A 26,006-nucleotide genomic window follows, 5' to 3' on the forward strand; every position below is an offset into this window, starting at 1 on the left:
ACGACAAGTTACGCTGACGCCCATGATCGAGGCCGTGATCGTGGACGTCGATGACACCCTGTGCCTGACCGAGGCGGCCTCGTTCGAGCTGGAGAACGAGGTTCTCGCCCGGATGGGCCGCCCGCCGATGTCCCGCGCGGTGCACCTGGCCACCTGGGGCGAGGTGCTGCTGGACGCCATGCCGCACCGCTCGCCGGGTCTGGACCTGGACCGCTTCGCCGAGCTGTTCCCGGTGGCCCACCAGGAGTACCTGGCCGACGGCCGGCTCGACGTGATCCCGCCGGAGAACCTGGCGGCGCTGGACAAACTGGTCGCCGCCGGCCGGACCGTGATGCTGCTGACCTCCCGCGCGCAGGAGGAGATCGAGCACATGCTGGCGCCGGACCACGTGCTCGCCGGCCGGGTGACCGGCGCCTACCACCAGGGCAACACCCGGTTCCGCAAGCCGGACCCGCGCGCCTTCGACGAGCTGCTGGCCGAGACCGGGCTGACCCCGGACCGTTGCGTCTACGTGGGCGATTCGCCCGGCGACGCGCTCGCCGCCGGCGGGGCGGGCATCCGCTTCATCGCCTGCCTGCAGAGCGGCGTCCGGCGCCTCGAGGACTTCGACCCCCGTCACGTCACCGCGTCGATCGAGGCCTTCCCGGATCTCGTCGCCGTGGTGGATCAACTGTAAAACCGGACGCCGGTTGTCAGGTTTCTTGGAAAAGCTGACACCCATGACGAACAAACCACTGACCGGCAAGGTCGCTCTGGTGGCCGGCGCGACCCGCGGCGCGGGACGGCAGATCGCGGTGCAGCTCGGCGCGGCCGGGGCCACGGTCTACGCGACCGGCCGCAGCACCCGCGCCAACCGGTCGCCGATGGACCGCCCGGAGACCATCGAGGAGACCGCCGAGCTGGTCACCGCGGCCGGCGGCACGGGCATCGCGGTGGCCGTCGACCACCTCGACCACGAGCAGGTCGCTGCCCTGGTGCAGCGCATCGACGACGAGCAGGGCCGCCTGGACGTGCTGGTCAACGACGTGTGGGGCGGCGACCCGCTGACCACCTGGAACAAGCCGGTCTGGGAGCAGCCGCTCGAGCCGGGTCTGCGGCTGCTGCGCCAGGCGATCGACACGCACATCATCACCAGCCACTACGCGCTGGCGCTCATGATCCGCCGCCCGGGCGGCCTGGTCCTGGAGATCGGTGACGGGACCACCGCCTACAACTCCACCAACTACCGGTTGTCGGCCTTCTACGACCTGGCGAAATGGTCGGTGAACCGGCTGGCGTTCGTCTGGTCGGCCGAATTGGCCGAGCACGGCGCGACCGCGGTGGCGCTGACCCCGGGCTGGCTGCGCTCGGAGATGATGCTGGAGATCTACGGCGTCACCGAGGAGAACTGGCGGGACGCCTGCGCCAAGGAGCCGCACTTCGCGATCTCGGAAACCCCGGCGTACGTCGGGCGCGCGGTCGCCGCCCTCGCGGCGGACGAGGACCGGGCCCGCTGGAACGGCAAGTCGGTCTCCAGCGGCGAACTGGCGAAGGTCTACGGCTTCACCGACCTCGACGGCAGCCAGCCGGACGCCTGGCGTTACCTGGTCGAGGTGCAGGATCCCGGCAAACCCGCCGATGTCACCGGTTATCGGTAGAGGTCGTTCAGGCGGCGCGCGGCCTCCGCGAGCCGGGCACGCAATGCGGGCGGCTCCAGCACCTCAGCCTCCGGGCCCAACCGCATGACGTACGTGTAAGCGACCTCCACCGACTCGACGGGCAGCCGGGTCCGGACCCAACCGTCCGGATCCGGCTCGCCCGCGTCCGCCATCGCCTGCTGCACCGCCGGCGGCTCCGCGACGAACCGCAGCATGCGGACGCCGTGCGGGCTGAGCCGCAGCGTGATCGTGTCGCGCAGCATCTGCCGCACGAACGCGGCCGCCCGTTCGGCCCAGAATCCCGGCAGGTCGAAGTCCGGGTCCCGCTCGAAGGTCTCCCCGGCCGGCTCCACCGCGATGATCCGGTCCACCCGGTAGGAGCGCAGGTCGTCACCCACCCGGCCGACCAGGTACCAGATGCCGTTCTTGAGAACCAGACCGTACGGTTCGACGGTGCGGGTGACCTCCTCGCGCCGCCGGTACCGCATGGTGAGCACCCGGTCCTGCCACACCGCCCGGGCCAGTTCGGCGAGGTGCGGCGGCGGGTCGGGGTCGTCGAACCAGCCCGGCGCGTCCAGGTGGAACCGCTGGCCGGCCCGCTCGGAGGCGTCCCGCAGACCCGGCGGCAGCGCGGCGAGCACCTTGCGGCGGGCCGCCCGGACCGGCTCGTCCAGGCCCATGTCGCGGGCCGGACCGGGCAGTCCGGCCAGGAACAGCGCTTCGGCCTCGGCACGGTTCAGCCCGGTCAGCCGGGTCCGGTAGCCGCCGACCAGCCGGTATCCGCCGGCCCGGCCCTGCTCGGCGTAGACCGGCACCCCGGCCGCGGAGAGGGCGAGCACGTCGCGGTAGACGGTCCGCTCCGACACCTCCAGCTCGGCGGCGAGTTCGGCGGCGGTCAGCATGCCGCGCGACTGCAGCAGCAGGACGAGGTTGATCAGGCGGGCGGCGCGCACGGCTCGATTCTGCGCTAACCGAGCCGGACCGGGATCCGCTGGTCCGAGCCGTCGAGCAGGTACTGCCGCACGGCCGTCGCGCGGTACAACCGGTGGCGGGCGGGCGCCTGCAGGTCCGTACGACCAAAAATGCTGGCGCCGCGCGCGGCTGCCGGCCGGTTGTAGATCGCGATGCCCGCGTCGAGATCGCCGGCGGCGACCTCGGCGCCGACCGCTTCGAGATAGACAGCCCGGCCCTGGTTGACCGGGACCTGCGAGTTGAAGATGACGATGCTGAGTTCGGCGCGCACCGCCAGATTGCGGGAGTGGACCGCCTCCGGGACCGACGCCCAGTAGAAGTCGCGGTACCCGGCCGCCGCGAAGTAGACCGGGGAGACCCATGGCCGGCCGGCCGCGTCCGCGGTGCCCAGGGTCATGTAGAAGTTCGTGTCGACAACGTCGCGTGCCATCTCCACCGGATCCATGGACAGTCATCATGCCGCACCGACCCGATAGATCGACTCTCGCTCGGTACCTATTGACTTTCGATAGGTGACCCGCGATAGTCGATCTATGGTTACGGAAAGTCGAGCGGTGGCCGCCCTGCGGTTCTTCCTGGTCGCCCTCTTCGGTGTGCTGGTCTTCTTCGAGACCGTGTCGCTGCCCGGTCAGTTCGCCCACATGGCGAAGGAGAGCCCGGAGGACGCCTATCTACGGTGGCCGGCCACCATCGTGTCGATCTTCTGGGTGGTGTGCGTGCAGGTGGTCATCGTGGCCACCTGGAAGCTGCTCACCCGGGTCCGCGACGACCGGATCTTCAGCGACGAGTCGCTGAAGTGGGTGGACGTCATCGTCTGGGCGATCACCGCCGGCTGGGTGGTCCTGGCCGGGGTCTTCCTCTACGTCGGGTTCAACGCCAGCGACCCGGGTCTGCCGCTGCTGCTGTTCCTCGCGCTGGTCGGGGTCGCGGTGATCGGGCTGCTGATGGTGGTCATGCGGGCGCTGCTGCGCCGGGCCACCACACTGCGCACCGACATGGAAGCGGTGATCTGATGCCGATCGTCGTCCGCATCGACGTGGAGCTGGCGAAACGCAAGATGAGTGTCGGCGAGTTCGCCGAGCGGGTCGGCCTGACCCCGGCCAACATCGCCGTGCTGAAGAACGGCCGGGCCAAGGCGGTCCGGTTCAGCACCCTGGAGGCCATGTGCCGGGTGCTCGACTGCCAGCCCGGTGACCTGCTGGAATGGGTGGACGAGGAGTCCGAATGAGATATCTGCTGCTGGTTGTCGCGATCGCGCTCGGCGTCGCCGGAATGGTCCTCGGCGAGGCCGACGACTCCCCCGGCCTGCAGGGCCTGGGCCTGCTGCTGATCATCGGCGCCGTCGGTTACACCGTGTGGTCGGCCCGCAAGGCCCGCTCCCGGTGACACCGTGTGGATCCCGGGGCACACCCGGGATCCACACGGTCGTCCGGGTCAGCCGGCCGCCCGGTAGAAGACGTGGCCGCCGAATCGGTCGCTGCCGCGGCCGTTCTCGGCGGCCTCGGTCAGCCCGGCGGCGCGCAGCGTGCCGAGCACCTTCGCCGGCAGGTCACCGGTCAGGTGCGGGTGCTTGCGGGCCAGCCTGCCGGTGGAGTGCAGCCCGGCCACGTCCACGATGTGCACCTGGCCACCGGGGCGCAGCACCCGCTTGATCTCGGCGGCCGCGCGGGCCGTCTCCTCGTCGCCGAGGTGGTGCAGCATGAACGAGGACAGCACCCGGTCGACGCTGGCGTCGGGGAACGGGAGGCTTCCGGCGTACGCCTGCTGGAAATCAATCTGCGCGCCGGCACGGCGGGCCTTGCGCCGGGCGCGGCGCAGCCCGGCCGGATCCGGGTCGATGCCGCTCAGGCGTACGCCGGGAAGGCGCCGGGCCAGCGCGAGAAGCAGGTTGCCGGTGCCGCACCCGATGTCGAGCACGTGCTGCCCGGGTTGCAGGCCGGCCCGGTCCAGCAGGGCGCCGTGCACCTTCGGCACACCCCAGAACCGGGTCAGCGGGTCGTAGAGGAAGAGCAGCCAGTGCTGCCCCATGGCCGGCAGATAGTCCTGTCGGGTGGCTGCCATCATGCACTTCCGATCGAGGTATGGGACGGAATTCGGTCGTACCATCAGCGTCATGCCTGGCAAGCACACGGACAATGGCGGATCTGTGGGAGCGATAGGAGATTCTTCGGTTGTCGTCGGCTGGGACTCGTCGCCCGGCGGGCCACCCGTCGCGGTCAGCCGCGTGCCCGCCGAGCTGCGGGCCGTCGGGCACACCCACGCCCACGACTTCCTGGTGATCTTCTATGCGCACCGGGCCGACGGCCGAATCGAACTGGACGGCCGCACCTGGACCATGTCCGACGGCGACGTGTTCGTGATCGCGCCCGGGCAGGTGGTGTCGTTCACGACGCCGCACAACCAGATCGTCGACGACGGCTGGGTGGCCTGGTTCCCGGCCGACGTGATCCGGCCCGCCGGCGCGTACCCGTCCTGGCGCTCCCATCCGCTGCTGTTCCCGTTCGCCCGCGGCGCCGACCGCGCGCAGCGCCTGCGCGTGCCACCCGCCGAACGCACCGCCTGGTACGACCGTTTCGCCGCCCTCGACACCGAGCTGCGCGCCCGCCGCGACGGGCATCGCGAAGCCGCCCTGGCCCACCTGACGCTGCTGCTGGTCGCCGTCTCCCGGCTGACCACCGACGTGGCCGGCGCCCTGCGCGCCGGAGACGAACCGTTGCTGGCCGCCGTCTTCGACGTGATCGAACGCCGGTTCCACGAACCGGTCTCGCTGGCCGACATCGCCGCCGAGCTGTCCCTCACGCCCGGCCACCTGACCACCGTGGTGCGCCGCCGGACCGGGCGCACGGTGCAGCAGTGGCTGACGCAGCGCCGTATGCAGCAGGCCCGGCGGTTGCTCGCCGACACCGACCTCACCGTGGCGGCGATCAGCCGGCGGGTGGGCTATCCGGACGCCGGGTACTTCATCCGGCGCTTCCGCGCCGACCACAACATGACGCCGGCCCAATGGCGGGCCGCCGGCTGACGGGCAGCAGCGGGACCGCCGCCCTTCGGCCGGCGGCCGAGGGGCCGCGGGCGAGGGGCGGCGGGCGGCCGCGTCGCCCGTTAGGGTCGGGGTTCATGGCCGACTTCGCCGGTGACGATCTCAGCGGTTCCCGGTTCGAGCGGGTGTCGCTGCGCGACGCCCAGTTCCGCGCCAGCGACCTGCGGGGCACCCGGTTCCACGCCGTCTGGCTGCACCAGGTCGTCATGCGCGGCGTCGAGCTGGTCGACGTCGACATCCACGGCGAGATCGCCGACGTGACGATCAACGGTGTTGAGGTGAGCGGCTACGTCGAGGCCGAACTCGACCGCCGCCATCCGGACCGGGCCCGGATGCGGCCCACCGATGTGGCCGGCTTCCGCGAGGCCTGGGACATCCTGGAACGGCTCTGGGCCGGCACCGTCGAACGGGCCCGCGCCCTGGATCCCGCGCGGCTGCACGACTCGGTCGGCGGCGAGTGGTCGTTCATCGAGACGCTGCGGCACCTGGTGTTCGCCACCGACGCCTGGCTCCGGCGTGCTGTCCTCGGCGATCCGGCCCCGTGGGATCTGCTCGGCCTGCCGTGGGACGAGATGCCCGACACGCCCGGCATCCCCCGCGACCGCCAGGCCCGGCCTGAGCTGGAGACCGTGCTGGCCCTGCGCCGGGACCGGATGGCCGGCGTCCGGCGGTTCCTGGACGGGCTGACCGAGGAGACGCTGGCCGGCCACACCGAGCCGGTCGAGGGCCCCGGCTGGCCGGAGTCCCGCAGCTATCCGGTCCGGGAGTGCCTGCAGACGGTTCTCGGCGAGGAGTGGGAGCACCGGCTCTACGCGGAGCGGGACCTGGACGCGCTGTTCCGGGAGTCCGGGCGGCTGGTCCACGCCACCCGGCTGATCGCCGCCCCGGCGGAGACCGTCTTCGAGCTCATCGCCACCCCGGCCGAGCAACCCCGCTGGGACGGTAACGACAACCTGGCCGGCGCGGTCACCGGCCGACGGGTCCGCGCGATCGGCGACGTCTTCGCCATGACGACCACGAAGGGCAACATCCGCGAGAACCACATCGTCGAGTTCGCCGAGGGCCGCCGCATCGCCTGGCGCCCCGCCGAGCCGGACCGCACCCCGCCCGGCCATCTGTGGCGCTGGGAGCTGGAGCCGGTCGGGCCCGCTCGCACGCGGGTCACCCACACCTACGACTGGTCACAGCTGACCGACGCCCAGCGCATCCCCCGCGCCCAGGCGACCACGGCCGAACGGCTCCGCGCCTCCCTCGACCGCCTGGCCGACCTAGCCGAACACCGACCCCACGCCGCTTGACGCCGGCAGCATCGGCCGCAGCCAGCCGCACACGCAGATATCAGCCGCGGCCATTCGCCGCCGGCGCTCACCAACGCCATGACCACAGGCGGTCGCCAGCAAGCGGCGAACTGCTGGCAACCGGCGACGGCGGCGGGCGGCGGCTGGCGACGGCAGCTGCCGGCGGTGGCGGGGGGCTGGCGGCGGCGGCTGGCGGCGGCGGCGGCTGGCGGCGGAACTGCGAAGCTGCTTAGCCAGCCCAGCCCACAGCAAGCCGGACCTGACCGGCAGCGAGCACCCACCAAGCCGGCCCGCCGGGATCAGGACCGGCTGGTCAAATGGGCGCCCGCCCCCACCGCATAGGCCTCAGCCACCCACCCGGCGAACTCGGTGAACGGTCCACACCCCTCCGCGATGTCGATGAAACGCTGAAAGAGCGCGACGACCTGCGGCGGCTTCCCGGCCAGATGGCGCTCGACGGTCCACTCGCCCCGGCTCGCATCAGGCAACGGCCGTCTCCTGCACCAGCGCCGCGAACTCCTCGGCGCTCATCACCGTCACCCCCAGCGCCTCGGCTTTCGCCAGTTTGCTGCCGGCGCCGTCGCCGGCCACCAGGATGTCGGTGTTCTTGCTGACCGAACCGGACACCGACGCGCCCAGGCGGGCCGCGGCCTCCTGAGCCTCGGTGCGGCTCAGACCGGGCACCGAGCCGGAGACGACCACCTTCTTGCCCTCCCACGGTTTCGGCCCGCCGGTCTCGACGACCGCCATGGTCAGGCCGTGCGCGGCCAGCCGGTCGATCACGTCGCTCATCGCGGCCAGCCCGTCCACCACGTGCTGGGCCTTGATCAGGCCCATCTTGTCGATCTGGGCGATCTCCTCCACGGTGGCGGCTCGCAGCGCCTCCATCGTCTTGAAGTGCGCCGCCAGCCAGCGGCCGACGCTGCGGCCGGTCATCCGGATGCCGAGCCCGGTGACCACCCGGTTGAACGGCTGCGCCTTGCTGGCCTCCAGCCCCGCGATGATCCGCTCGGCGTTGTTGCGGCCCAGCGTCACCGTGCCGCCCGCGGCGGTCTTGCCCACCGGAAGCTCGGCGATGCGGTCGACGGTCAGGTCGTAGAGGTCGGCGACGTTGCGGGCGATCCCCTGCTCGACCAGGACGTCGCAGAACGCGTCGCCGGCGCCGTCGACGTCGAGTGCCTCACGGCTGCACCAATAGGCCAGCGCGTTGGCGGCCGAACACGAGGCGGTGTGGCAACGCCACAGCAGGCTCGACTTGTCCCACGGCTCGCCGCACTGCGGGCACTCCTCGGGCGCGGCCCACGGGGTGAGGCCGTGTGGCTGCTCGCCGATCGGGGAGGTGACCCGCGGGATGACGTCACCGGCCCGCCACACCGCGACGGTCTGCCCGATGGCCAGGCCCTGCTCGGCGACCCACTGCGGATTGTGGAGGGTCGCATAGGTCACCGTCGTGCCGGCGACGTGCACCGGCTCGACGATCGCGCGCAGGCTGATCCGCCCAGTCCGCCCGACCCGCACCTGGATGTCGCGCAGCACCGTGGAAGCGGTGTCCGGCGGGTATTTGAACGCGGTCGCCCAATAGGGCGTGCGGCTGGCGAGACCGAGCCGGCGCCGGGTGCCGGCCAGATTGGCCTTGATGACCGCGCCGTCGATCGGGAACGCCAGGTCGGAGCGGTGCGCACCGATCGTCTCGATCGCCGCGATCACCTGCTCGGCGGTGTGCAGCTCCCCCGCCACCTCGGGGATCAGATTGCAGGCCGGGGTGAACCCGAGACTCTCGGCCTCGGCCATCGCCGCCAGGTGGCTGGCGAACTCGCCACTGATCTCATAGGCCGCGAAGGTCATCGGCGCCTCGTAGTTGCGGTCGATCGCCCGGATCGACCCGGCGACCGCACCGCGCGAGTTGACGAACGCCTTGCTGCCGGCGGCGACCCGGTTGGCGCTGGCCGTCTCGAAGTCGGTGACGGTCATGTAGACCTCGCCGCGCACCTCACCGCTCCACGGACCGGCCAGCTTCTCCGGGAGCCCGGCGATGCCCCGCCGCACCTGGGCGGTCACATCCTCACCGGTGGTGCCGTCGCCGCGCAGCGCGGCCAGCACCAGGTGGCCCTCGACATATTCGGCCCGGATGGCGAGACCGTCGAGTTTCACCTCGACCAGGCAGCCGTCGCCGCCCAGGGTGGCAACGAACTCGGCGACCTCCTCCGGCGTCTTGATCTTGTCGAGGGAGAGCATCGCCACCGGGTGCCGCACGTCGCCGCCCGCGGACGCGCCGGCCGCGACCGCCGTGGTGATCCCCCGGTCGTCCCACTCCGGGTGCGCCGCGACGCTGGCGGCGATGCGGTCGGCGAGCACGTCGTAGTCGGCGTCGGTCATCAGCGCGTCGCCGGTGTCGTAGTAGGCCTGCGCGGCGGCGCGCGCCTGCTCCACCGCCTCGTCGAACTCGTCGCGGGTCGGGAACGGGAAGCTTGCGGTCATGGGGTGAGAATACGGCTGGGGTGTGACAGTTTTTCGGCCTCGGCGAGGTAGGCCGCGGTCAATTCGTCGAGAACCGACGGGGTCCCGGCCGGCCGCGGCACACCGAGGTGCAGCTCGCGCAGTTCGTCCATGAACCGCGCCCACATCTCGGGACCGCCCCGCTCCAGCAGCTCGGCGCGGATCGCCAGCTCGGGCGTGACCGGCAGGTGGCGGCGCCCCCACGCGCCGAGGTGGGCCAGGACCGGCACGAGCTGGATGGCCGGCTCGGTGAGACTGAGCAGCACCCGCTGCTTGTGCCGCGGATCCGGCGCCGAGCTGATCATGCCGAGCTGGGTCAGCCGCTGCAGCCGGTCGGCGAGGATGTTGGAGGCGATGCCCTCCTGCGACTGGGTGAGCAGCGCCCGGAAGTGCCGCCGGTTGCCGAACATCATGTCGCGGATGATCAGCAGCGACCACCTGTCACCGAGCACCTCCAGCGACAGATTGATCGGGCACCCGGACCGGTGATCGTCCACGATTTCCTCCTCATAACCACTTGCAGTCTACAACCGGTCTTCGCTACGGTCCAAACCGATAGCAACCTGCAACCAGTTAGCAGAGGATGAGAGTCATGGCCTTCGTCCACGCCTACATCTCCATGTCCGCCGACGGCTACGTCGCCGGCCCCAACCTGAGCGCCGACAAGCCGTTCGGCGACGGCCCGGTCGACGAGCTGCACCGCTGGATGTTCGACACCCCGGAGGAGAACAAGGCGATCACCGAGGAGATCGTCGACGCCGACGCGTTCATCATGGGCCGCAACATGTTCGGCCCGATCCGCGGCGAGTGGGACCTGTCCTGGCAGGGCTGGTGGGGCGACGAGCCGCCCTATCACAAGCCCGTCTTCGTCCTCACCCACCATCCGCGCGCCGACCTGCCGATGGCCGGTGGCACCACCTTCCACTTCGTCACCGGCGGCATCCACGACGCCCTCGAGCGGGCCCGCGAGGCCACCGGCGACGGCCGCATCGCGATCGCCGGCGGCGCGGCCACCCTCAACCAGTTCCTCGCCGCCGGCCTCGTCGACCAGCTCACCCTCACCATCGCGCCGGTCACCCTCGGCGCCGGCCAGCGCCTCTTCGACGGCGTTCCGCCGCTCAGCCTCGAGCAGCTCAAGGTCCGCACGGCGTCGCTGGCCACGCACATCACCTACCGCGTGACAACCCATTGATCGTACGAGCGGCCACGTGCCCCAGAACTACACCGCCCGTGGCCATGCGCGATCGGGCACGGGCGGACGCCCCAGCGCGACCGCCGGGAAACGGCAGGTGGCCCGGCAATCACACGGCAACCCACCACGTGCAGTAGATGTCCGACGTGGTGGGGAAATCGGAGATCCCGGTCTGGCGACTGATGTCGCTCGTGATGTTCTGCCGGCTGTATTGGCCGCAGGCACGAACGGCGTCGTATCCGTCGGTGCCGTACGCGGATGTGTAGGTACTCCAGTTGCCCGGCCCCACCTTGCGCACCGCGCTCTTCACCCAGGTCGCGCCACCGTCCGGCGACCTGTCCACCCATACCGCAGCGCTCATCAGGCCCGGCACCACACCGGACACGATGCCCCAGGCGCATCCCGCCGACTCTGATGTCCGAATGGTCAACGAGAGCAGTTCCATCTGGTCCCGTGCCTCGACGAAGTCTCCGGAGGCCGCCAGTTCCCGGGCTGTGGCCCGGCTTTCCACGCACCCAGCGGCCTGCGCCGGCGTGTTTCCCGCCAGAAATCCCGCGGTGACGACGGACGAGGTGAGCAGGGTGGCGGCGATCCGCAGGATTCGGCTGTTCATTGCTGTTCCTTTCGGCCGGCAGCGCTTATTCGTCGCGCCACTCACCACCACCACTCCGCCATTCACGGTCGAGTTCACTGCGCACCGTGAATGCACTCGAATGGGCGAACCCGCCATTTCCGGCGGTCAGCGGCCGAAGGTGAGAACCGCCAGGGGCAGGGTGCCGCACGGGACCACTCCCGAGCCGTCCACCAGCGCCTGCGCGGTGCCCTTCTGGAGAGCGGCGCGCAGGTGGGGTTCGCGGACCAGCGAGCCGGTGATGTGGTGGGCGGTGTTGCCGGCGATGACCCGGCCCTGGGTGTTGACCAGGGCGGCCGGCGCGCCGATCGCGCGCAGCGCGGGCCGTAGCGCGCGTTCGAAGTCGCCGACGAAGACGTCGGCGCCGGCGATGCCGGCGAAGCTGCCCGCGAACGTCAGCGGGACGGTGAAGGTCAGCGTGTACTGCTCGGCGCAGACGTAGTCCACGTACGGCCCGGTGACGTGCCGGTTGCCGGTGTCGCGCGGCACCGCGAACCAGGGCTGCCGGCTGACGTCGACGAACGTGTCGCTGGCCGGGTCGAGGTCGAGCTCGAGGCGGGTGCGGCCTTCGGGGCGGCTGTCCATCCACCACTCCAGACCGGAGCGGTCGTCAGCCAGCGGAACCGTGATCACGCCGGCGCCGGTGATCAGGCCACCGAGGGCGGCGGTCGACTGTGGGCGCACCGCGACCAGGTCGGTGGAGCGGATCGGCTGGACGGCGGCGAACAGCTCCTCGGCGCACCGGCGCAGCCGCTCGGCCACGGCGAAGGTCTGCTCCGCGAGGGTGGTGACGTGGTCGGCCAGGGCGGTGCCGGCCGGCGCTGCGGTGCGGGTGCTCACTTGTCCCACAGGACCCACCTCGACTCTTGCGACGGGCGCGGTCACGGCTCGACCAGCGTCAGATGCAGGTTTATCAGTCGGTCGACGGCCTTCTCAATGTGTTCTTCGGTGAGCCGCCGGGCCAGGTCGCCGTCACCGGTCTCGATGGCGGCGGTGATCGCCCGGTGGTCGGCGTGCGGATCGCCGGTCTCACCGGCCCCGTCCGGCGTCGGCGACCCGGCCGTGTGAAGCGTGGGCGACCCGGCCGCGTGCAGCGCCGGCGACCAGAGCAGCGTGCCCAGTTCCGTTCCGAATCGTACTTCCTCGCGGGCCAGCCGGGCGGACTGCGCGACGGCGGCGACCTCCAGGTGGAAGGCGCGTTCGACCCGGTGCACCGGCCAGCCCTCGTCGACGGCCGAGGTGATGCGCTCGACGTCGTCGGGGGTGGCCCGCTGGGCGGCCAGGCGCGCGGCGGCCCCCGCGATCGCCGCGTAGTGGTCAGCCGTGTCGCGCAGGTTCGGCAGGCTCAGCTCGGTCAGCCGGGACCGCAGCGAGGTGTCCGAGTTGCCGGAGGGCGCACGGACGAAACTGCCGCCGCCGCGCCCGCGCCGGGTCTCCAACAGGTTGCGGTGCCGCAGGGCGACCAGCGCCTCCCGCACGGTCACCCGGGAGACCCCGAACTGGGCCGCCAGGTCGGCCTCGCTGGGCAGCTGCTCGTCGTCGGTGAGCAGGCCGAACGTGATGGCGTCGGTGAGCCGCCGGACCACGGTCTCGGCACGGCTGTGCGGGTCGAGTGGTGCGAAGACCACGGATCGCGCGCTGGCTCGGTCCGGCATGACCTTGATTCTTCCTCACGGCTGTTTACCAAGCGGTTACCGGGCGACCTTGACCTTTAAAGTCTAACGCCATACGTTTTCCGAAAATCGACGCCTGAGGGACTCACGTGACCGACACACCTCACCCGGCCATCCGGCTCTCCGGGCTCCGCAAGACCTTCGGCAGCGTGGAGGCGGTGGCCGGCATCGACCTGGAGATCGCCGACGGCGAGTTCTTCTCGATGCTCGGGCCGTCCGGCTCCGGCAAGACCACCGTGCTGCGCATGATCGCCGGCTTCGAGCTGCCCACCGCCGGCACCGTCGAGCTCGGCGGCCGCGACGTGACCCGGCTGGCGCCGTTCGAGCGCGACGTCAACACGGTCTTCCAGGACTACGCGCTCTTCCCGCACATGACCGTGCTGGAGAACGTGGAGTACGGCCTGAAGGTCCGCAAGGTGTCCAAGCGGGAGCGCCGCACCCGGGCCGCCGAAGCCCTGGAGAAGGTGCGGCTGGCCGGCTTCGGCGACCGCAAACCCGCCGCCATGTCCGGCGGTCAGCGGCAGCGGGTCGCGCTGGCCCGGGCCCTGGTCAACCAGCCCAAGGTGCTGCTGCTCGACGAGCCGCTCGGCGCCCTCGACCTGAAACTGCGCGAGCAGATGCAGGTCGAGCTGAAGGCGATCCAGCGCGAGGCCGGCATCACCTTCGTGTTCGTCACCCACGACCAGGACGAGGCGCTCACCATGAGCGACCGGGTCGCGGTCTTCGAGCACGGGCGGATCGCCCAGGTCGGCACACCCGAGGCGGTCTACGAGACGCCGGCCAGCTCCTTCGTCGCCGGCTTCGTCGGTACGTCCAACGTGTTCGCCGGGGACACCGCGAAGGCACTGCTCGATCGGGACGGTGCTTTCTCCGTACGCCCGGAAAAGATCTTGATCGAGGCCGACGGCGAAGCCGAGGCCGGGACGCCCGGCACCGTGGCCGAGGTGATCTATGCCGGGCCGCTGACCCGCTATGTCGTCGACCTCGACGTGGGCGCCCGGGTCGTCGTCGTCTCGCAGAACCGGCACAACGGCGCCCCGCTCGCCGCCCGCGCCCAACGGGTGCGGCTGAGCTGGCACGACGACCACGTCGTCGAGATCCCCCCGGAGGAGAAGGAGACCGCGCATGCATAGCAGAAGCAGGATGGTCGTGGCGGCGCTGGCGGCGGGCGTGCTCACGCTCGCCGGATGCGGCGGCGGCGACGGCGACTCGGGCAGCGGCTCGGGTCCCGGCGGGCTCGAGGTGCCGAAGATCGACAAGATGGCGTCGCTGGGCGCCGGCGAGGGCTCGGTCAACGTGGTGTCGTGGGCCGGATATGTCGAGGACGGCTCCACCGACAAGGCCGTGGACTGGGTGACCGGGTTCGAGAAGGAGACCGGCTGTCAGGTCAACAACAAGATCGCCGGGACGAGCGACGAGATGGTCGCGCTGATGAAGACCGGCGAGTACGACGTGGTCTCCGCCTCCGGCGACGCGTCGCTGCGGCTGATCTACGGCGGTGACGTGGCCCCGGTCAACACCGACCTGATCAGCAACTACACAGACGTGTTCGAGAGCCTGAAGAACAAGACCTGGAACTCGGTCGACGGGCAGCCCTACGGCGTGCCGCACGGCCGCGGGGCGAACCTGCTGATGTACCGCACCGACGTGGTCAAACCCGCGCCGACCTCGTGGGGTGCGGTCTTCGACCCGGCGTCGCCCTACAAAGGCAAGATCACCGCCTACGACTCGCCGATCTACATCGCCGACGCCGCGCTCTACCTCATGAAGACCAAACCCGAACTCAACATCAAGAATCCGTACGCCCTCGACGAGGCCCAGTTCCAGGCGTCGGTCGACCTGTTGAAGCAGCAGAACGAGGCGATCGGCGAGTACTGGTCCGACTACACCAAGGAGGTGCAGGCGTTCAAAGCCGGCAACTCGGTGCTCGGCACCACCTGGCAGGTGATCGCGAACCTGACCAAGGCCGACAAGGCGCCGGTCGAGGTGGTCCTGCCCACCGAGGGCGCCACCGGCTGGTCCGACACGTGGATGGTGTCGGCGAAGGCCAAGCACCCGAACTGCGCGTACCTGTGGATGAACCACATCATCAGCCCGGAGGCGAACGCCGGGGTCGCCGAATGGTTCGGTGAGGCCCCGTCGAACAAGCTGTCCTGCGGCAAGACCAAGGACCCGAACCACTGCACGACGTTCCACGCCGAGGACGAGGCCTACTTCGACCAGGTCTGGTACTGGACCACCCCGCTGGCCCAGTGCGTCGACGGGCGTACCGATGTGACCTGCAAGGACTACGCGGCCTGGACCCAGGCCTGGACGACGGTCAAGGGATAGCGTGTCTTTTCTCCATCGGCACCCGCGGCTGCGCCTGGCCGGGCTGCTCTCCGCCCCGCTGCTCTGGCTGGTCGTCGCCTACCTCGGCGCCCTCGCGGTGCTGCTGGTGTCGGCGTTCTGGACGGTCAACGGGTTCACCGGTGAGACGGTCCGGGAGTTCTCCCTGGCGAACTTCCGGACCCTGCTCACCGAGGAGGTGTACCGGGCCGTCACCCTGCGCAGCGTCGGGGTGGCGGCCGCGGTCACCGGCATCTGCGTGGTGCTGGCCGTGCCGATGGCGTTCTTCATGGCCAAGGTCGCCTCGGCGCGGTCCCGGCACTGGCTGGTCATCGCGATCCTCACCCCGCTGTGGGCGAGTTACCTGGTCAAGGCGTACGCCTGGCGGATCCTGCTGGCCAACGGCGGCCCGGTCGACACGCTGCTCGGCGGGCCGGGCAGCGGACCGGGGTACGGGCTGTTCGCCACGATCCTGGTGCTGTCGTACCTGTGGCTGCCGTACATGATCCTGCCGGTCTACGCCGGACTGGAACGGCTGCCCGACTCGATGCTGGAGGCGTCGGCGGACCTGGGGGCGCGGGCCTGGCGTACGTTCCGGGCCATCGTGCTGCCGATCCTGGTGCCGTCGGTCATCGCCGGGTCGATCTTCACGTTCTCGCTGTCGCTCGGCGACTACATCACCGTGCAGATCGTCGGCGGCAAGACCCAGCTGATCGGCAACCTGGTCTACGCCAACATCGGCGCGGCCAACAACCTGCCGTTCGCCGCCGCGATCGCCACCGTCCCGGTCGCCATCATGGTCGTCTACCTGGTCGCGGTCCGCCGCTCCGGCGCCCTGGAGGAACTGTGACGCTCTCCCCCACCGCCCGCTGGGCGCTGCGCGCCATGATGGCCCTCGGGCTGATCTTCATCTACGTCCCGCTGCTGCTGGTGCTGGTCAATTCCTTCAACGGCGACCGTACGTTCGCCTGGCCGCCGCACGACCTGACCACCCGTTGGTGGGCCGCGGCCTGGGCGAACGAAGGCGCCCGCCAGGCGCTGCTCACCTCGGTCCAGGCCGCGCTCGGCGCCACCGCGGTCGCGCTGGTGCTGGGCACGATGGTCGCGTTCGCCGTGCAACGGTTCGCCTTCTTCGGCCGGGACACGGTGTCGCTGCTGATCGTGCTGCCGATCGCCCTGCCCGGCATCGTCACCGGCATCGCGCTGGACAGCGCCTGGCGCTCGGTGATGGGCGACCTGGGCATCGGCAAGGGCATGTTCTCGGTGATCGTCGGGCATGCGACGTTCTGCGTGGTGACGGTCTACAACAACGTGCTGGCCCGGCTGCGGCGCACCGGCATGAACCTGGAGGACGCGTCCGCCGATCTCGGGGCGTCGCCGTGGCAGACGTTCCGCTACATCACGTTCCCGATGATCCGGACGGCGCTGCTGGCCGGCGGGCTGCTGGCGTTCGCGCTCTCCTTCGACGAGATCATCGTAACGACGTTCACGGCCGGCCCGGGCGTGACGACGCTGCCGATCTGGATCTTCAACAACCTGTTCCGGCCGAACCAGGCGCCGATCGTCAACGTGGTCGCGGCCGTCCTGATCGTGCTGTCGGTCATCCCGGTGTGGCTGGCCCAGCGGCTGGCCGGCCCGGAGGCCGGCGCCAGCCGCACCTGACCGGCTCCCGAAATGCCCGGCCGGCGCTCATCCCGAACCGCCGAGCCGCCGAACCGCCGAGCCGCCGGATCTCTGCCCAGTCCTCCACGCTCAGCACCTCCCGATGCTTCAGGAGGTGGTCCCGATTGGGCCGGAACCACGGGGTCAGTTTTCCGGCGGAGCCGACAATGGCAGCCGCGTGAGGTTTCATGGCGGCCAGCCCGGGTTGCTCGGCTGGCGCTGAGGCACCTCGAGAACGCCGCGTTAGGTGCATGGCGGCCAGCCGGGCCAGTTCGGCTGGCGCTGAGGCACCTTGAGAACACCGCATTGGGTGCGTGGCGGCCAGCCGGAGCTGGTGGGCCGGCGCTGAGGCTGTGTGAGGGGCGGGAGGGACGGCTCGGGCGGCGGGCACGGGCTGTGGAGCGGCGGCCGACCGGCCGGTGGCGGGCCGCTCGATCAGCGGGGTGTGTGGGTGCGCCACCTCTGGGTGGCGGCGCCGGTGCAGTCGCGGAGGCGGACGGTGCCCTGGCCGGCGCTGGAGACGGCGACCTCGGTCAGGCAGCGGCCGAACCGGCCCGCCCGCAGCGTGGTGGTGAACCACCACGCCTGATCGTCCTGATAATTGCAGGCCACCACCCGCACGATCGCGCCGCGCGCAAGGCTGTCCGGGCGGACGCAGTTGCCGTTGTTGGTGAAGTGCCCGTCGCTGGTCTGGTAGAAGCCCTGCGCCGGGCTCTCCGGCCGGCACGCGGCGGTGTGCAGCACCACGCCGACCACGCCGCCGGTCAGGCAGCGGCCCGGCGCCTCGCCGGTGACCAGCCAGCCCTGCAGCAGCGGCGGCGGGGCCGGGGCGGCGGCCGCGGGGGTGGGAGCGCCGAGGTGGGCAGCGGCCACGAGCAGGACGAGAGCACGACGGGTCGCCATGCCCTCACGATAGGAAGGATCGGTCCGCGGGACGGCCGATATGCCAGGACGACGGCGGGCCGGGTGACAACGCGCCACCCGGCCCGGCGTCGCAGTCAGCCGGTCGCGGTGTCGAAGCGGCGCACCGGGTACGTGTCGTTGGTGAGCCAGCGCGGCAGCAGGTTCTGTTCGAAGCGGTCCCCCAGGTCTTCGCTGGCGCCGCCGGGCATCGCGTTCACCGTGCGCCAGCCGGACGGGGTCGCCGCGGCGACGAAGCGGCGGACCGGGACCAGGCCGACGGTGAACCTGTCGGCGGCGTCGGCGCGGACCGGGTGGCCGGAGACGTCCGGCACGTTGAAGCCGCCGTCGATCGGGATGCCGGGCAGGCCGGGCAGCGGCGACGGGAAGCGGTTGCCCTCGGACGGGATGTTGTGCGGCGCACCCAGCGGCGACGTCAGCGTGACCCGGTGCAGTTTGCCCCAGCGGTAGTCACTCTGCCGCGTCGAGTTCCCGTACGCCGGCTTGAAGTTGTCGGACGCGGCCAGCGTGAGCGCGTCGCCCAGGCTCTGGAGGATGAGGAAGTCGCGCCGATCCGTGGGATCGGCGATGCCGGGCACCGCGAAGAAGTCGATGCCGGAGCGGCCCACGCCCTTGCGGGTGGCGAACTCGTCGAGGAGCCGCCGCACCGCGACGACCGACTGGACGTCGGCGGTCGGCAGTTTCGGCGAGATCGCCTGGACGTGCCGGTCGAGCGTGTTGACCAGGAACCGGCCGCGCCACAGCGCGTAGATGGTGGCCGCCACGCTCTCGTCGATCTCCCGCTGCGACGGCGGGCTCAGCCGGCCGTCGCGGTCGGCGGCGTCGTAGCCTTCCGGGATGCCGGTCGGGTAGGTGTGGTTCCAGCGGGCCAGCCGGCCCGCGGCCTCGGCGATCCGCCGGTCGGCGGCCAGCTCGGCGAGCGCGGGCACCTTGCTGGCGCGGGCTCGTTTCCAGGCCTGAGCGAGGTACGGCGTGAAGTACTGCCCGTCGAGTGAGGTGGTGTCGGCCTGCATCGCCTGCACGTCAGCCGGCGAGATCGGGCCCTGGGCCACGGCGGCGCGGACCATGTCGGTGATCCGGCGGGCGCGGAAGCCGTTGTGGACGAAGCTGAGGTAGGCGATGCCGCCGCCCGGGCGCATCTGGTTGAGCACGTCGTTGTCGAAGGTGTTGGCGGTCGGGTCGTTGTTGGCCGACACGATGAACCCGGCCGGCGGGTTGATCACCTTCGGGAGCTCGGCGAACGGGATGATCTCGTAGGGCACCGACTGGTTCGGCTGCCGGTTGGTGACGGGCAGCCACTCGTTGCCGCCGGTCCCGTCGCGCAGCAGGTAGGGCGGGTTGCCGCGCACCCTGCCGGCCTGCAGGTCCTCGCGGACCGGCACCTCGGCGTTGGTGAAGTAGGCGATGGTCCCCTTCACGTCGGCGTAGACGAAGTGCTGCGAGCCGACGTCGAAGTGCTGGATCGCCTCCCGGAAGTCGTCGACGTTCCGGGCCAGGTTGAGCCGGCGGAACGCCTCCAGCTCGGTGGTCGGGGAGAACCCGGTGTACTGCACGGACAGCCCGGTGCCGGCCTTCTCGTCGACCGACAGCAGCGGCCCGTTGTTGCGGCGCGGCACGATCAGGGTCCGGCCGGCCGGCGCCGGCTCCAGCACGTCCAGCTTCCCCCCGGTACGCGGGTTGACCCGGAACGTCTCCTCGATCGCCCGCACCGGTTCGCGCTTGCCCTGATACACCGTGGACAGGCCGCTCGGCGACGCCGGGTCCTTCTCGATCTTCTCGACGTAGGTGTCGGTCACGTCGGCGAGATGCTGGGTGGCGCCGTAGGTGATGTGCCGGTTCTGCCCGAGCACGATGAACGGCGTGCCCGGCAGGCTGTCGCCCTGCACGTCGAACCCGCCGCCCTCCAGGGTGATCGGGTGGAAGACGGCCGGCGCCTCCAGGCCGAGGTGCGGGTCGCTGGCCAGGATCGGCCGGCCGGTCGTGGTGTGCCTGCCGCCGATCACCCACGAGTTGGAGCCGCGGTCGCCGGAGCGGTTCAGCGCGTCGACGATCATCGGCGCCTGCTGGGCGCGCCGCAGGTAGTCGTCGGCCAGCTTCGCCGGAACGGCCTTGGTCCGGACCGTGGTCGCGTCGATCACCGGGGACGCCTGGGCGAACGGCGCAAACGGGTACAGGTCCTGGAACACCGCGGTGTGCCCGTCCACGCCGGCCGCCTGGTACGCCTGCACGTTCGTGCTCCGGTCGATGTCCAGGTCGAACGAGAGGGTGAAGGCCAGCGCCTTGTTGACCACGAGACTGTCCACCGGCGTCCACGGCGGCACCTTGCTGACCTGCACGGTCGCGTACTGGCCGGGCAGTCTGCCGCGGTTGATCCAGGCGTTGACCCCCTCGGCGTATGACCGCAGCGCGTCCTGCGTCTCACGGGACAGCAGCGGGAGGCTCTTCTCGGCGGTGCGCCTCAGCCCGTACGGTCGCATCTGCACATCGCTCGGCAGCGCGCCGCGCCCGAGCAGTTCGGCGAGCGTGCCGCAGGCGCGCCGCCGGGTCACGTCCATCTGGAAGAGCCGGTCCTCGGCGTGCACCCAGCCCTGCGTGTAGAAGAGGTCGTGCGCGCTGGCGGCCTTGATGTGCGGGACGCCGTCGGCGTCGCGCACGACGGAGGCGGCGGCCCGGGCGGACGTGGGCGGAAGGACGACGATCGAGCCGGCCGCCATCAGGGCGGCGGACAACAGGGCGAGGCGCATCGGGGCTCCTAAACCTCGGTCGGTGGACACCGGGCATTCGACCGAGTGACGCCCATGGATGAAGGTCACCCCAATTTGCACTTAGTGCAACGATGCACTTAGTGTATCGATGGTGAAGGACGACCGCAGGGCCGCGCTGAAGGCACGCCATCGGCGCGCGATCCTCGACGCCGCCAACGCGCTGATCTCCGAGGGCGGGGCGGCCCGGTTCAGCGTCGACCAGCTCGCCGAGCGGGCCGACGTCTCCCGGCGCACCATCTTCAACCACTTCGCCTCCATCGACGACGTGGTGACCACGGCCTGCACCGAGGCCCTCGGCGTGGTGATCGAGAACTTCCTGGCCTCGTTCGCCGAGGGCAGCCCGGCCTCCATGTTCGACGACGTGGCCGGCGCGCTGCGGGCCACCGACGTGCCGGGCGTCGTCGCCTTCCTGTGGCGGGCGCTCGGCGGCTTCCACGCCGGCGACCCGCGCCCGCGGCAGATCTTCCAGGCGACGTTCTCGCGCACCACCGACGAACTCGCCCGCGAGCTGGCCGAACGCCACCCGGACCAGGACCGGCTGGAGGCGGAGCTGCTGGTCAGCTCGCTGATGCACGGCACCGAGGTGATCGTGAACCACTGGCTGACGGCCGCCTCGGCCCGCCTCGACGACGAGTCCCGCGCCCTCTGGCAGCACCTGCTCGACCGCCTCATCGAACGCACCCGTACGGGCTACCAAGAAAGATCGATTCCCCTTGGCTGAGTTCCTCTATCGACTGGGCCGCCTCTGCGCCCGCCGCGCCGGGCTGGTCCTGGCGGCCTGGGCGGTCCTCCTGGGCGTCTCCGTCTCCGGCTATCTGCTCGCCGGCGGCACCCTGTCCTCGCAGGTCACCATCCCGGGCACGGAGACCGCCAAGGTCACCGACCAGCTCGCCGAGCGGCTGCCCAGCGTGGCCGGCGGCAACGGGACGCTGGTCTTCCACACCGGCGACGGCGCGGCCTTCACGGATGTGCAGCGCGCCGGGATCGCCGCGCTGGTGAAGAGCACCGGCGCGCTGGCGGGGGTCGCCGCCACCCGGGACCCGTTCGCCACCCAGCAGCAGGTCGACCAGCAGACCGCCGAGCTGGCCGCGGGCCGCAAGCAGCTGGACGCCGGGCGGGCCCAGCTCGACCAGGGCCAGCAGCAGCTGAACGGCGCCCGGGCGCTCGGCGTCGACGGGCTGGAGCAGCAGCAGGCCACGCTGAACGCGCAGCGGGCCCGGCTGGAGCCGCAGATCCGCAAGCTGGAGCTGGGCGAGCGGCTGCTGGCCATGTCGTCGCGGATCCGCACGGTCTCCGAGGACGGCACCGCCGCGGTCGCCCCGGTCGTGTTCACCGAGGCACAGATGGACGTCACGCCGGAGACCAAGCAGCGGGTCGTCGACCACGTCCGCGGCAACCTGCCGGACGGCGTCCAGGTCGAGTTCTCCAACGAGATCACCCAGAGCGTCCCGGAGATCCTCGGCGTCGGTGAGGTCGCCGGCCTGGTGGTCGCCGCGATCACCCTGCTGGTCATGCTCGGCACGGCCATCGCCGCCGCGCTGCCGATCATCAGCGCGCTGACCGGGGTGGGCATCGGCGTCACCGCGTCGCTGTCGCTCTCCGGTGTGGTCGACATGCTCAGCATCACCCCGGTGCTCGGCGTGATGCTCGGCCTGGCGGTCGGCATCGACTACTGCCTGTTCATCCTCAACCGGCACCGCCGCCAGCTGCTCGAGGGCGCCGACTTCCACGAGTCGATCGGGCTGGCCAACGGCACGTCCGGCAACGCCGTGGTGTTCGCCGGCTCCACCGTGCTGGTGGCGCTGCTGGCCCTCAACGTGACCGGCATCCCGTTCCTCGGCATGATGGGCACGGTCGGCGCGATCTGCGTCGCGGTCGCGGTCCTGATCGCGGTGACGCTCACCCCGGCCCTGCTGGCGCTGATCGGCCCGCGGGTGCTCAACCGCAAGGCCCGCAAGCCGTCCCCGGCCCCGGCCACGCCGATGGGCACCGGCCGCGCCGTGCTCACCGTGATCGCCGGCCTGGTCGTGCTGGTCGTGGTCGCGCTGCCGGCGCTGTCGATGCGCCTCGGCCTGCCGGACGGCTCGTCGGAAGCCCAGGACTCCACCCAGTACCGGGCCTACCAGCTGATCGAGGAGCGGTTCGGCGCCGGCGTCAACGGGCCGATCCTGGTGACGGCCGAGCTGCCCGCGGCGGCCACCGGCGACGACCTGCTCGCCGCGCAGGCGAAGATCGGCGGCGTGCTGCTCGCCCAGCAGAACGTCACCGCGGTCGCCCCGGTCGGGCAGTCCAGCGACAACACGCTGCTCGCCTTCCAGGTGATCCCCACCGACGGGCCGTCCAGCGGCTCGACCGAGCAGCTGGTCCGCGACCTGCGCGGCATCTCACCGCTCACCGGGGACGTGACCCTGGGCGTGGCCGGCAGCGCCAGCGGCAACATCGACATCTCGGCGAAGCTGTCCGACGCGCTGCCCGGCTATCTCGGCGTGGTGGTCGGCCTCTCGATGCTTATCATGATCTTCGTGTTCCGGTCGATCCTGGTGCCGGTCACCGCGACGCTCGGCTTCATCCTGTCGCTGTTCGCCACCTTCGGCGGCCTCACCGCGATCTTCCAGTGGGGCTGGCTGGGCGGGATCTTCGGCGTGCACGACCCGAACCCGGTGCTCAGCTTCCTGCCCACCATCCTGATCGGCATCCTGTTCGGGCTCGCCATGGACTATCAGCTGTTCCTGGTCTCCGGCATGCGGGAGGCGTACGCCCACGGCGCCAGTGCCCGGGTCGCGGTCCGGCAGGGCGTGCACGCCGGCCGGACCGTGGTGATCGCCGCCGCGATCATCATGATCTCGGTGTTCGGCGGGTTCATCTTCTCGAACTCGGCGATCATCACGTCGCTCGGTTTCGGCCTCTCCTTCGGCGTGCTGGTCGACGCCTTCCTGGTGCGGATGCTGCTCATCCCGGCCGTGATGCACCTGCTCGGCGGCTCGGCCTGGTGGATACCGAGGTGGCTGGACCGGATCCTGCCCAACGTCGACGTGGAGGGCGCCGCGCTGGAGCGCCGGCACTCAGCCGCGCCGGCCGCCGAACCCGTTGAACAGGCGCAGCAGCAGGTCGATCGTGCCCCAGCGCAGCTTGCCGCCGGAGAAGATCGCGGCGGCGCGTAACGGCAGCTCGGCCAGGCTGTGCTCGTACATGGCCAGCTCGGCCGGGTTGGCGCGGGTCGCCTCGTCGATCGGGGCGGCCCGCCACAGCGCCGCCTTGAACAGCCGGCCGAGGCGGGTGGCGGCGACCTCGTCCAGCGTGGAGTCGCGGGTGAACGGGCGTACCGGGCGGGGCTGGGGAACGGGACGGCCGAGCCGGCGGCGGAACTGCTCGTCGGTCGCCGCGATCAGCGGCGTGCCCGCCGGTTCGGCGGCGGCCGTGACGCCGTCGCTGACCGTGACCGTCACCGTGGCCACCACATCGGTGCTGGACCGGGCGATCTCCAGGTCGAACTCGCCGGCCGGGGTACGCCAGTCGCCGGCCGTCACGTCGTAGAACGCGTAGGCACGCTCCGGCACGGCGACCGTGACCGTGGTGCTCTGCCCGGCGGCCAGGCGCACCTTGGCGTAACCGGCCAGCGACCGGCGCGGCCGGGCCACCACCCCGGTCCGGTCGTGCAGATAGACCTGCACCACGTCGGCGCCGGCCCGCGTCCCGGTGTTGGTGACCGTCAGCGTGACACTTCCCCGGTCGCCGGTGACGTCCGACCACGCGAACGTCGTGTAGCTCAGGCCGTGGCCGAAGGCGAACAGCGGCGCGATCCCTGCTGTGGTGTGGTGCCGGTAGCCGACGGCGAGGCCCTCGCGGTACTCGACCTGGTGCGGCTCGCCCGGGAACCACGGGCCGGCGGCCACGTCGTCCAGCGAGGCGGGGAACGTCTCGGCCAGCCGCCCGCCCGGTTCGGCGTCGCCGTAGAGCACGTCCACGAGCGCCGCGCCGGAGGCCTGGCCGCCGAGGTAACACTCCAGGATCGCGGCCGGGGCGTCCTTCCACGGCATCAGCACCGGGGCGCCGTTGGACAGCGCCACCACGGTCCGCGGGTTCGCCGCGCAGACCGCGGCGATCAGCTCGTCGTGCTGGCCGGGCAACCCCAGATCGGTACGGTCGAAGCCCTCGCTCTCGTACACCGGTGGCAGCCCCGCCATGACCACCGCGACGTCCGCGGCCGACGCCGCCGCCACCGCCTCGGCGATCAGCGCCGGGTCGTGGTGCGAGTCCGCCGGGTCGTAGCCCGGCGCGTAGGTCACCGCGATGCCGCGCCGCCGGAACTCGTCGAGCGCCGTGGTGATCCGGGTCGGGTTGACCAGCGAGCTGCCGCTGCCCTGATAGCGCGGCCGCTCCGCGAAGGCGCCGATCAGCGCCACCGTCCGCCCGGGCGCCAGCGGCAGCAACCCGTCGTTGGTCAGCAGCACCGTGCCCTCGGCCGCCGCGCTGCGAGCGAGCGCGTCATGATCCGCCGAAGGCCCTTTTTCCCGGCCTGAGCGCTCCACCAGATCCAGCACCCGCTGCGCCGACGCCTGGACCAGGCCGGCCGGCAGCCTCCCGGACTCCACCGCCTTGAGCACATCCCGGTCGAACAGCCCGTTGCTGCCCGGCATCTCCAGGTCCAGCCCGGCGGCCACCGCGGCGACCCGGTCGTTGGTGGCCGCCCAGTCGCTCATCACCAGCCCGTCGAAACCCCACTCGCCGCGCAGGATCTCGGTGAGCAGCCTCCGGTTCTGCGTCGCCGGATGCCCGTTCACCGAGTTGTACGCCGCCATCACGGTCCACGGCCGGCTCTCCTTGACCGCGTGCTCGAACCCGGCCAGGTACAGCTCGCGCAGGGTCCGCTCGTCCACCACAGCGTCCACCACGAAACGGTGCGACTCCTGGTTGTTCACCGCGAAGTGCTTCAGGCAGGCGCCCACCCCGTGCCGCTGCAGGCCGTGCACCATGGCCGCCGCGAGCCGGCCGCTGAGCAGGGGATCCTCCGAGAAGTACTCGAAGTTGCGCCCGCACAGCGGATGCCGCTTGATGTTGAGCCCCGGCCCGAGGACCACGTCGACGCCGAGCGCCCGGGCCTCCACGGCCAGCGCCCGGCCGATCCGCTCGGCCAGCTCCTCGTCCCAGGCGCTGGCGACGGTCACCGCGGTCGGGAAGCAGGTGGACGCCTCGCTGCCGCTGACACCCAGATGGTCGCCGGCGTCGGCCTGGAAACGCAGCCCGTGCGGGCCGTCGCTGAGCGCGCAGGACGGCACGCCGTCCTCCGGCAGCGGCTCGGTGTTCCAGGAGTCGCTGCCGGAGAGCAGGGCGACCTGACGGCGAAGATCAAGGGCGGAGGCGGCGATCACGCCCCGACCCTATCGGCGCGCG

At 71.3% G+C, this 26,006-nt stretch carries 26 protein-coding genes; 14 read left to right on the forward strand and 12 right to left on the reverse strand.

The genetic code is table 11. The features are described from left to right. Positions 1 to 22: 22 nt before the first annotated feature. Together AB0F81_RS21610 and AB0F81_RS21615 are read left to right on the forward strand one after the other, a co-directional pair. Positions 23 to 676 carry an HAD hydrolase-like protein gene (locus AB0F81_RS21610; protein ID WP_360199896.1) on the forward strand — a complete coding sequence of 218 codons (654 nt, stop codon included), beginning with the start codon at positions 23 to 25 and terminating at the stop codon, positions 674 to 676. Positions 677 to 719: 43 nt separating this feature from the next. After that, on the forward strand, positions 720 to 1,637 hold the full coding sequence (locus AB0F81_RS21615) for an SDR family oxidoreductase (protein WP_360199898.1): 918 nt from the start codon (positions 720 to 722) through the stop codon (positions 1,635 to 1,637). On the opposite strand, the gene AB0F81_RS21620 is transcribed toward AB0F81_RS21615, so the two are convergent. After that, positions 1,628 to 2,590: a YafY family protein gene (locus AB0F81_RS21620; RefSeq protein WP_360199900.1), complete on the reverse strand. Its 963-nt coding sequence runs from the start codon at positions 2,588 to 2,590 to the stop codon at positions 1,628 to 1,630. The two genes, AB0F81_RS21615 and AB0F81_RS21620, sit on opposite strands and share 10 nt — an antisense overlap. 14 nt (positions 2,591 to 2,604) lie before the next feature. Beyond that, entirely contained in the window at positions 2,605 to 3,054 is a 450-nt protein-coding gene (locus tag AB0F81_RS21625; RefSeq protein ID WP_360199902.1) for a pyridoxamine 5'-phosphate oxidase family protein, read from the reverse strand. A gap of 88 nt (positions 3,055 to 3,142) precedes the next feature. On the opposite strand from AB0F81_RS21625, the gene AB0F81_RS21630 reads away from it, so the two are divergent. Genes AB0F81_RS21630 through AB0F81_RS21640 form a run of 3 tightly spaced genes read left to right on the forward strand, consistent with a single transcriptional unit; the run spans position 3,143 to position 3,995 of the window. After that, a complete protein-coding gene (locus AB0F81_RS21630) occupies positions 3,143 to 3,622 on the forward strand; it encodes a DUF2975 domain-containing protein (RefSeq protein WP_360199904.1) in 480 nt (159 codons plus the stop codon). Then, on the forward strand, positions 3,622 to 3,837 hold the full coding sequence (locus tag AB0F81_RS21635; RefSeq protein WP_360199906.1) for a helix-turn-helix transcriptional regulator: 216 nt from the start codon (positions 3,622 to 3,624) through the stop codon (positions 3,835 to 3,837). The genes AB0F81_RS21630 and AB0F81_RS21635 overlap by 1 nt, the downstream gene beginning before the upstream one ends. After that, on the forward strand, positions 3,834 to 3,995 hold the full coding sequence (locus AB0F81_RS21640) for a hypothetical protein (protein ID WP_360199908.1): 162 nt from the start codon (positions 3,834 to 3,836) through the stop codon (positions 3,993 to 3,995). Before AB0F81_RS21635 ends, AB0F81_RS21640 begins: the two co-directional genes overlap by 4 nt. A 48-nt stretch (positions 3,996 to 4,043) precedes the next feature. Here AB0F81_RS21640 and AB0F81_RS21645 read toward each other — a convergent pair whose 3' ends face one another. Further along, positions 4,044 to 4,670, reverse strand: coding sequence for a methyltransferase domain-containing protein (locus AB0F81_RS21645; RefSeq protein WP_360199910.1), 627 nt, complete (start codon positions 4,668 to 4,670; stop codon positions 4,044 to 4,046). Positions 4,671 to 4,755: 85 nt separating this feature from the next. Between AB0F81_RS21645 and AB0F81_RS21650 the strand changes: the two genes are divergently transcribed. Then, positions 4,756 to 5,631, forward strand: a complete 876-nt coding sequence (locus tag AB0F81_RS21650) for an AraC family transcriptional regulator (RefSeq protein WP_360199912.1) — start codon at positions 4,756 to 4,758, stop codon at positions 5,629 to 5,631. A 95-nt stretch (positions 5,632 to 5,726) separates the two neighbouring features. Then, positions 5,727 to 6,947, forward strand: coding sequence for a DinB family protein (locus AB0F81_RS21655; RefSeq protein ID WP_360199914.1), 1,221 nt, complete (start codon positions 5,727 to 5,729; stop codon positions 6,945 to 6,947). Between the two features lie 299 nt (positions 6,948 to 7,246). On the opposite strand, the gene AB0F81_RS21660 is transcribed toward AB0F81_RS21655, so the two are convergent. The 3 genes from AB0F81_RS21660 to AB0F81_RS21670 are packed head-to-tail and all read right to left on the reverse strand — an operon-like array spanning position 7,247 to position 9,940. Continuing rightward, the gene (locus tag AB0F81_RS21660; RefSeq protein WP_360199916.1) at positions 7,247 to 7,435 is read right to left on the reverse strand and encodes a hypothetical protein; all 189 of its coding nucleotides are present in this window, start codon (positions 7,433 to 7,435) and stop codon (positions 7,247 to 7,249) included. Beyond that, entirely contained in the window at positions 7,428 to 9,425 is a 1,998-nt protein-coding gene (gene ligA, locus AB0F81_RS21665) for an NAD-dependent DNA ligase LigA (protein WP_360199918.1), read from the reverse strand. The genes AB0F81_RS21660 and ligA overlap by 8 nt, the downstream gene beginning before the upstream one ends. Then, positions 9,422 to 9,940: a helix-turn-helix domain-containing protein gene (locus AB0F81_RS21670; RefSeq protein ID WP_360199920.1), complete on the reverse strand. Its 519-nt coding sequence runs from the start codon at positions 9,938 to 9,940 to the stop codon at positions 9,422 to 9,424. The genes ligA and AB0F81_RS21670 overlap by 4 nt, the downstream gene beginning before the upstream one ends. A 95-nt stretch (positions 9,941 to 10,035) precedes the next feature. Between AB0F81_RS21670 and AB0F81_RS21675 the strand changes: the two genes are divergently transcribed. After that, entirely contained in the window at positions 10,036 to 10,635 is a 600-nt protein-coding gene (locus tag AB0F81_RS21675; RefSeq protein WP_360199922.1) for a dihydrofolate reductase family protein, read from the forward strand. A gap of 109 nt (positions 10,636 to 10,744) precedes the next feature. Here the strand turns inward: AB0F81_RS21675 and AB0F81_RS21680 are convergent, their stop codons facing one another. The 3 genes from AB0F81_RS21680 to AB0F81_RS21690 all read right to left on the reverse strand — a co-directional run bounded on the left by AB0F81_RS21680 (position 10,745) and on the right by AB0F81_RS21690 (position 12,921). Next, positions 10,745 to 11,248 (reverse strand): hypothetical protein, encoded by a 504-nt coding sequence (locus AB0F81_RS21680; RefSeq protein WP_360199924.1) that lies wholly within the window; start codon positions 11,246 to 11,248, stop codon positions 10,745 to 10,747. Positions 11,249 to 11,374: 126 nt separating this feature from the next. Beyond that, on the reverse strand, positions 11,375 to 12,106 hold the full coding sequence (locus AB0F81_RS21685; RefSeq protein ID WP_360199926.1) for a cache domain-containing protein: 732 nt from the start codon (positions 12,104 to 12,106) through the stop codon (positions 11,375 to 11,377). Positions 12,107 to 12,147: 41 nt separating this feature from the next. Beyond that, on the reverse strand, positions 12,148 to 12,921 hold the full coding sequence (locus AB0F81_RS21690) for a GntR family transcriptional regulator (RefSeq protein WP_360199927.1): 774 nt from the start codon (positions 12,919 to 12,921) through the stop codon (positions 12,148 to 12,150). A 107-nt stretch (positions 12,922 to 13,028) separates the two neighbouring features. Here AB0F81_RS21690 and AB0F81_RS21695 point away from each other — a divergent pair, with 107 nt between their 5' ends. Genes AB0F81_RS21695 through AB0F81_RS21710 form a run of 4 tightly spaced genes read left to right on the forward strand, consistent with a single transcriptional unit; the run spans position 13,029 to position 16,929 of the window. Further along, positions 13,029 to 14,072 carry an ABC transporter ATP-binding protein gene (locus AB0F81_RS21695; protein ID WP_360199929.1) on the forward strand — a complete coding sequence of 348 codons (1,044 nt, stop codon included), beginning with the start codon at positions 13,029 to 13,031 and terminating at the stop codon, positions 14,070 to 14,072. Next, positions 14,065 to 15,270, forward strand: coding sequence for an ABC transporter substrate-binding protein (locus AB0F81_RS21700; RefSeq protein WP_360199931.1), 1,206 nt, complete (start codon positions 14,065 to 14,067; stop codon positions 15,268 to 15,270). Before AB0F81_RS21695 ends, AB0F81_RS21700 begins: the two co-directional genes overlap by 8 nt. A 1-nt stretch (position 15,271) precedes the next feature. Beyond that, positions 15,272 to 16,117 carry an ABC transporter permease gene (locus AB0F81_RS21705; protein ID WP_360199933.1) on the forward strand — a complete coding sequence of 282 codons (846 nt, stop codon included), beginning with the start codon at positions 15,272 to 15,274 and terminating at the stop codon, positions 16,115 to 16,117. Further along, positions 16,114 to 16,929 carry an ABC transporter permease gene (locus tag AB0F81_RS21710; protein WP_360199935.1) on the forward strand — a complete coding sequence of 272 codons (816 nt, stop codon included), beginning with the start codon at positions 16,114 to 16,116 and terminating at the stop codon, positions 16,927 to 16,929. Before AB0F81_RS21705 ends, AB0F81_RS21710 begins: the two co-directional genes overlap by 4 nt. 435 nt (positions 16,930 to 17,364) lie before the next feature. Here the strand turns inward: AB0F81_RS21710 and AB0F81_RS21715 are convergent, their stop codons facing one another. Both AB0F81_RS21715 and AB0F81_RS21720 read right to left on the reverse strand, forming a co-directional pair. After that, positions 17,365 to 17,832 carry an RICIN domain-containing protein gene (locus AB0F81_RS21715; protein WP_360199937.1) on the reverse strand — a complete coding sequence of 156 codons (468 nt, stop codon included), beginning with the start codon at positions 17,830 to 17,832 and terminating at the stop codon, positions 17,365 to 17,367. Between the two features lie 95 nt (positions 17,833 to 17,927). Next, complete coding sequence (locus AB0F81_RS21720) at positions 17,928 to 20,594, reverse strand: penicillin acylase family protein (protein WP_360199939.1); 2,667 nt, start codon at positions 20,592 to 20,594, stop codon at positions 17,928 to 17,930. Positions 20,595 to 20,703: 109 nt separating this feature from the next. On the opposite strand from AB0F81_RS21720, the gene AB0F81_RS21725 reads away from it, so the two are divergent. Together AB0F81_RS21725 and AB0F81_RS21730 are read left to right on the forward strand one after the other, a co-directional pair. Further along, positions 20,704 to 21,336, forward strand: coding sequence for a TetR/AcrR family transcriptional regulator (locus AB0F81_RS21725; protein WP_360199941.1), 633 nt, complete (start codon positions 20,704 to 20,706; stop codon positions 21,334 to 21,336). After that, positions 21,329 to 23,776: an MMPL family transporter gene (locus tag AB0F81_RS21730; RefSeq protein ID WP_360199943.1), complete on the forward strand. Its 2,448-nt coding sequence runs from the start codon at positions 21,329 to 21,331 to the stop codon at positions 23,774 to 23,776. Before AB0F81_RS21725 ends, AB0F81_RS21730 begins: the two co-directional genes overlap by 8 nt. On the opposite strand, the gene AB0F81_RS21735 is transcribed toward AB0F81_RS21730, so the two are convergent. Then, complete coding sequence (locus AB0F81_RS21735; RefSeq protein WP_360199945.1) at positions 23,678 to 25,984, reverse strand: glycoside hydrolase family 3 C-terminal domain-containing protein; 2,307 nt, start codon at positions 25,982 to 25,984, stop codon at positions 23,678 to 23,680. The genes AB0F81_RS21730 and AB0F81_RS21735 overlap by 99 nt on opposite strands. Positions 25,985 to 26,006: the final 22 nt, after the last annotated feature.

The organism is Actinoplanes sp. NPDC024001, assembly GCF_040638955.1.
GTDB lineage: Bacteria > Actinomycetota > Actinomycetes > Mycobacteriales > Micromonosporaceae > Actinoplanes.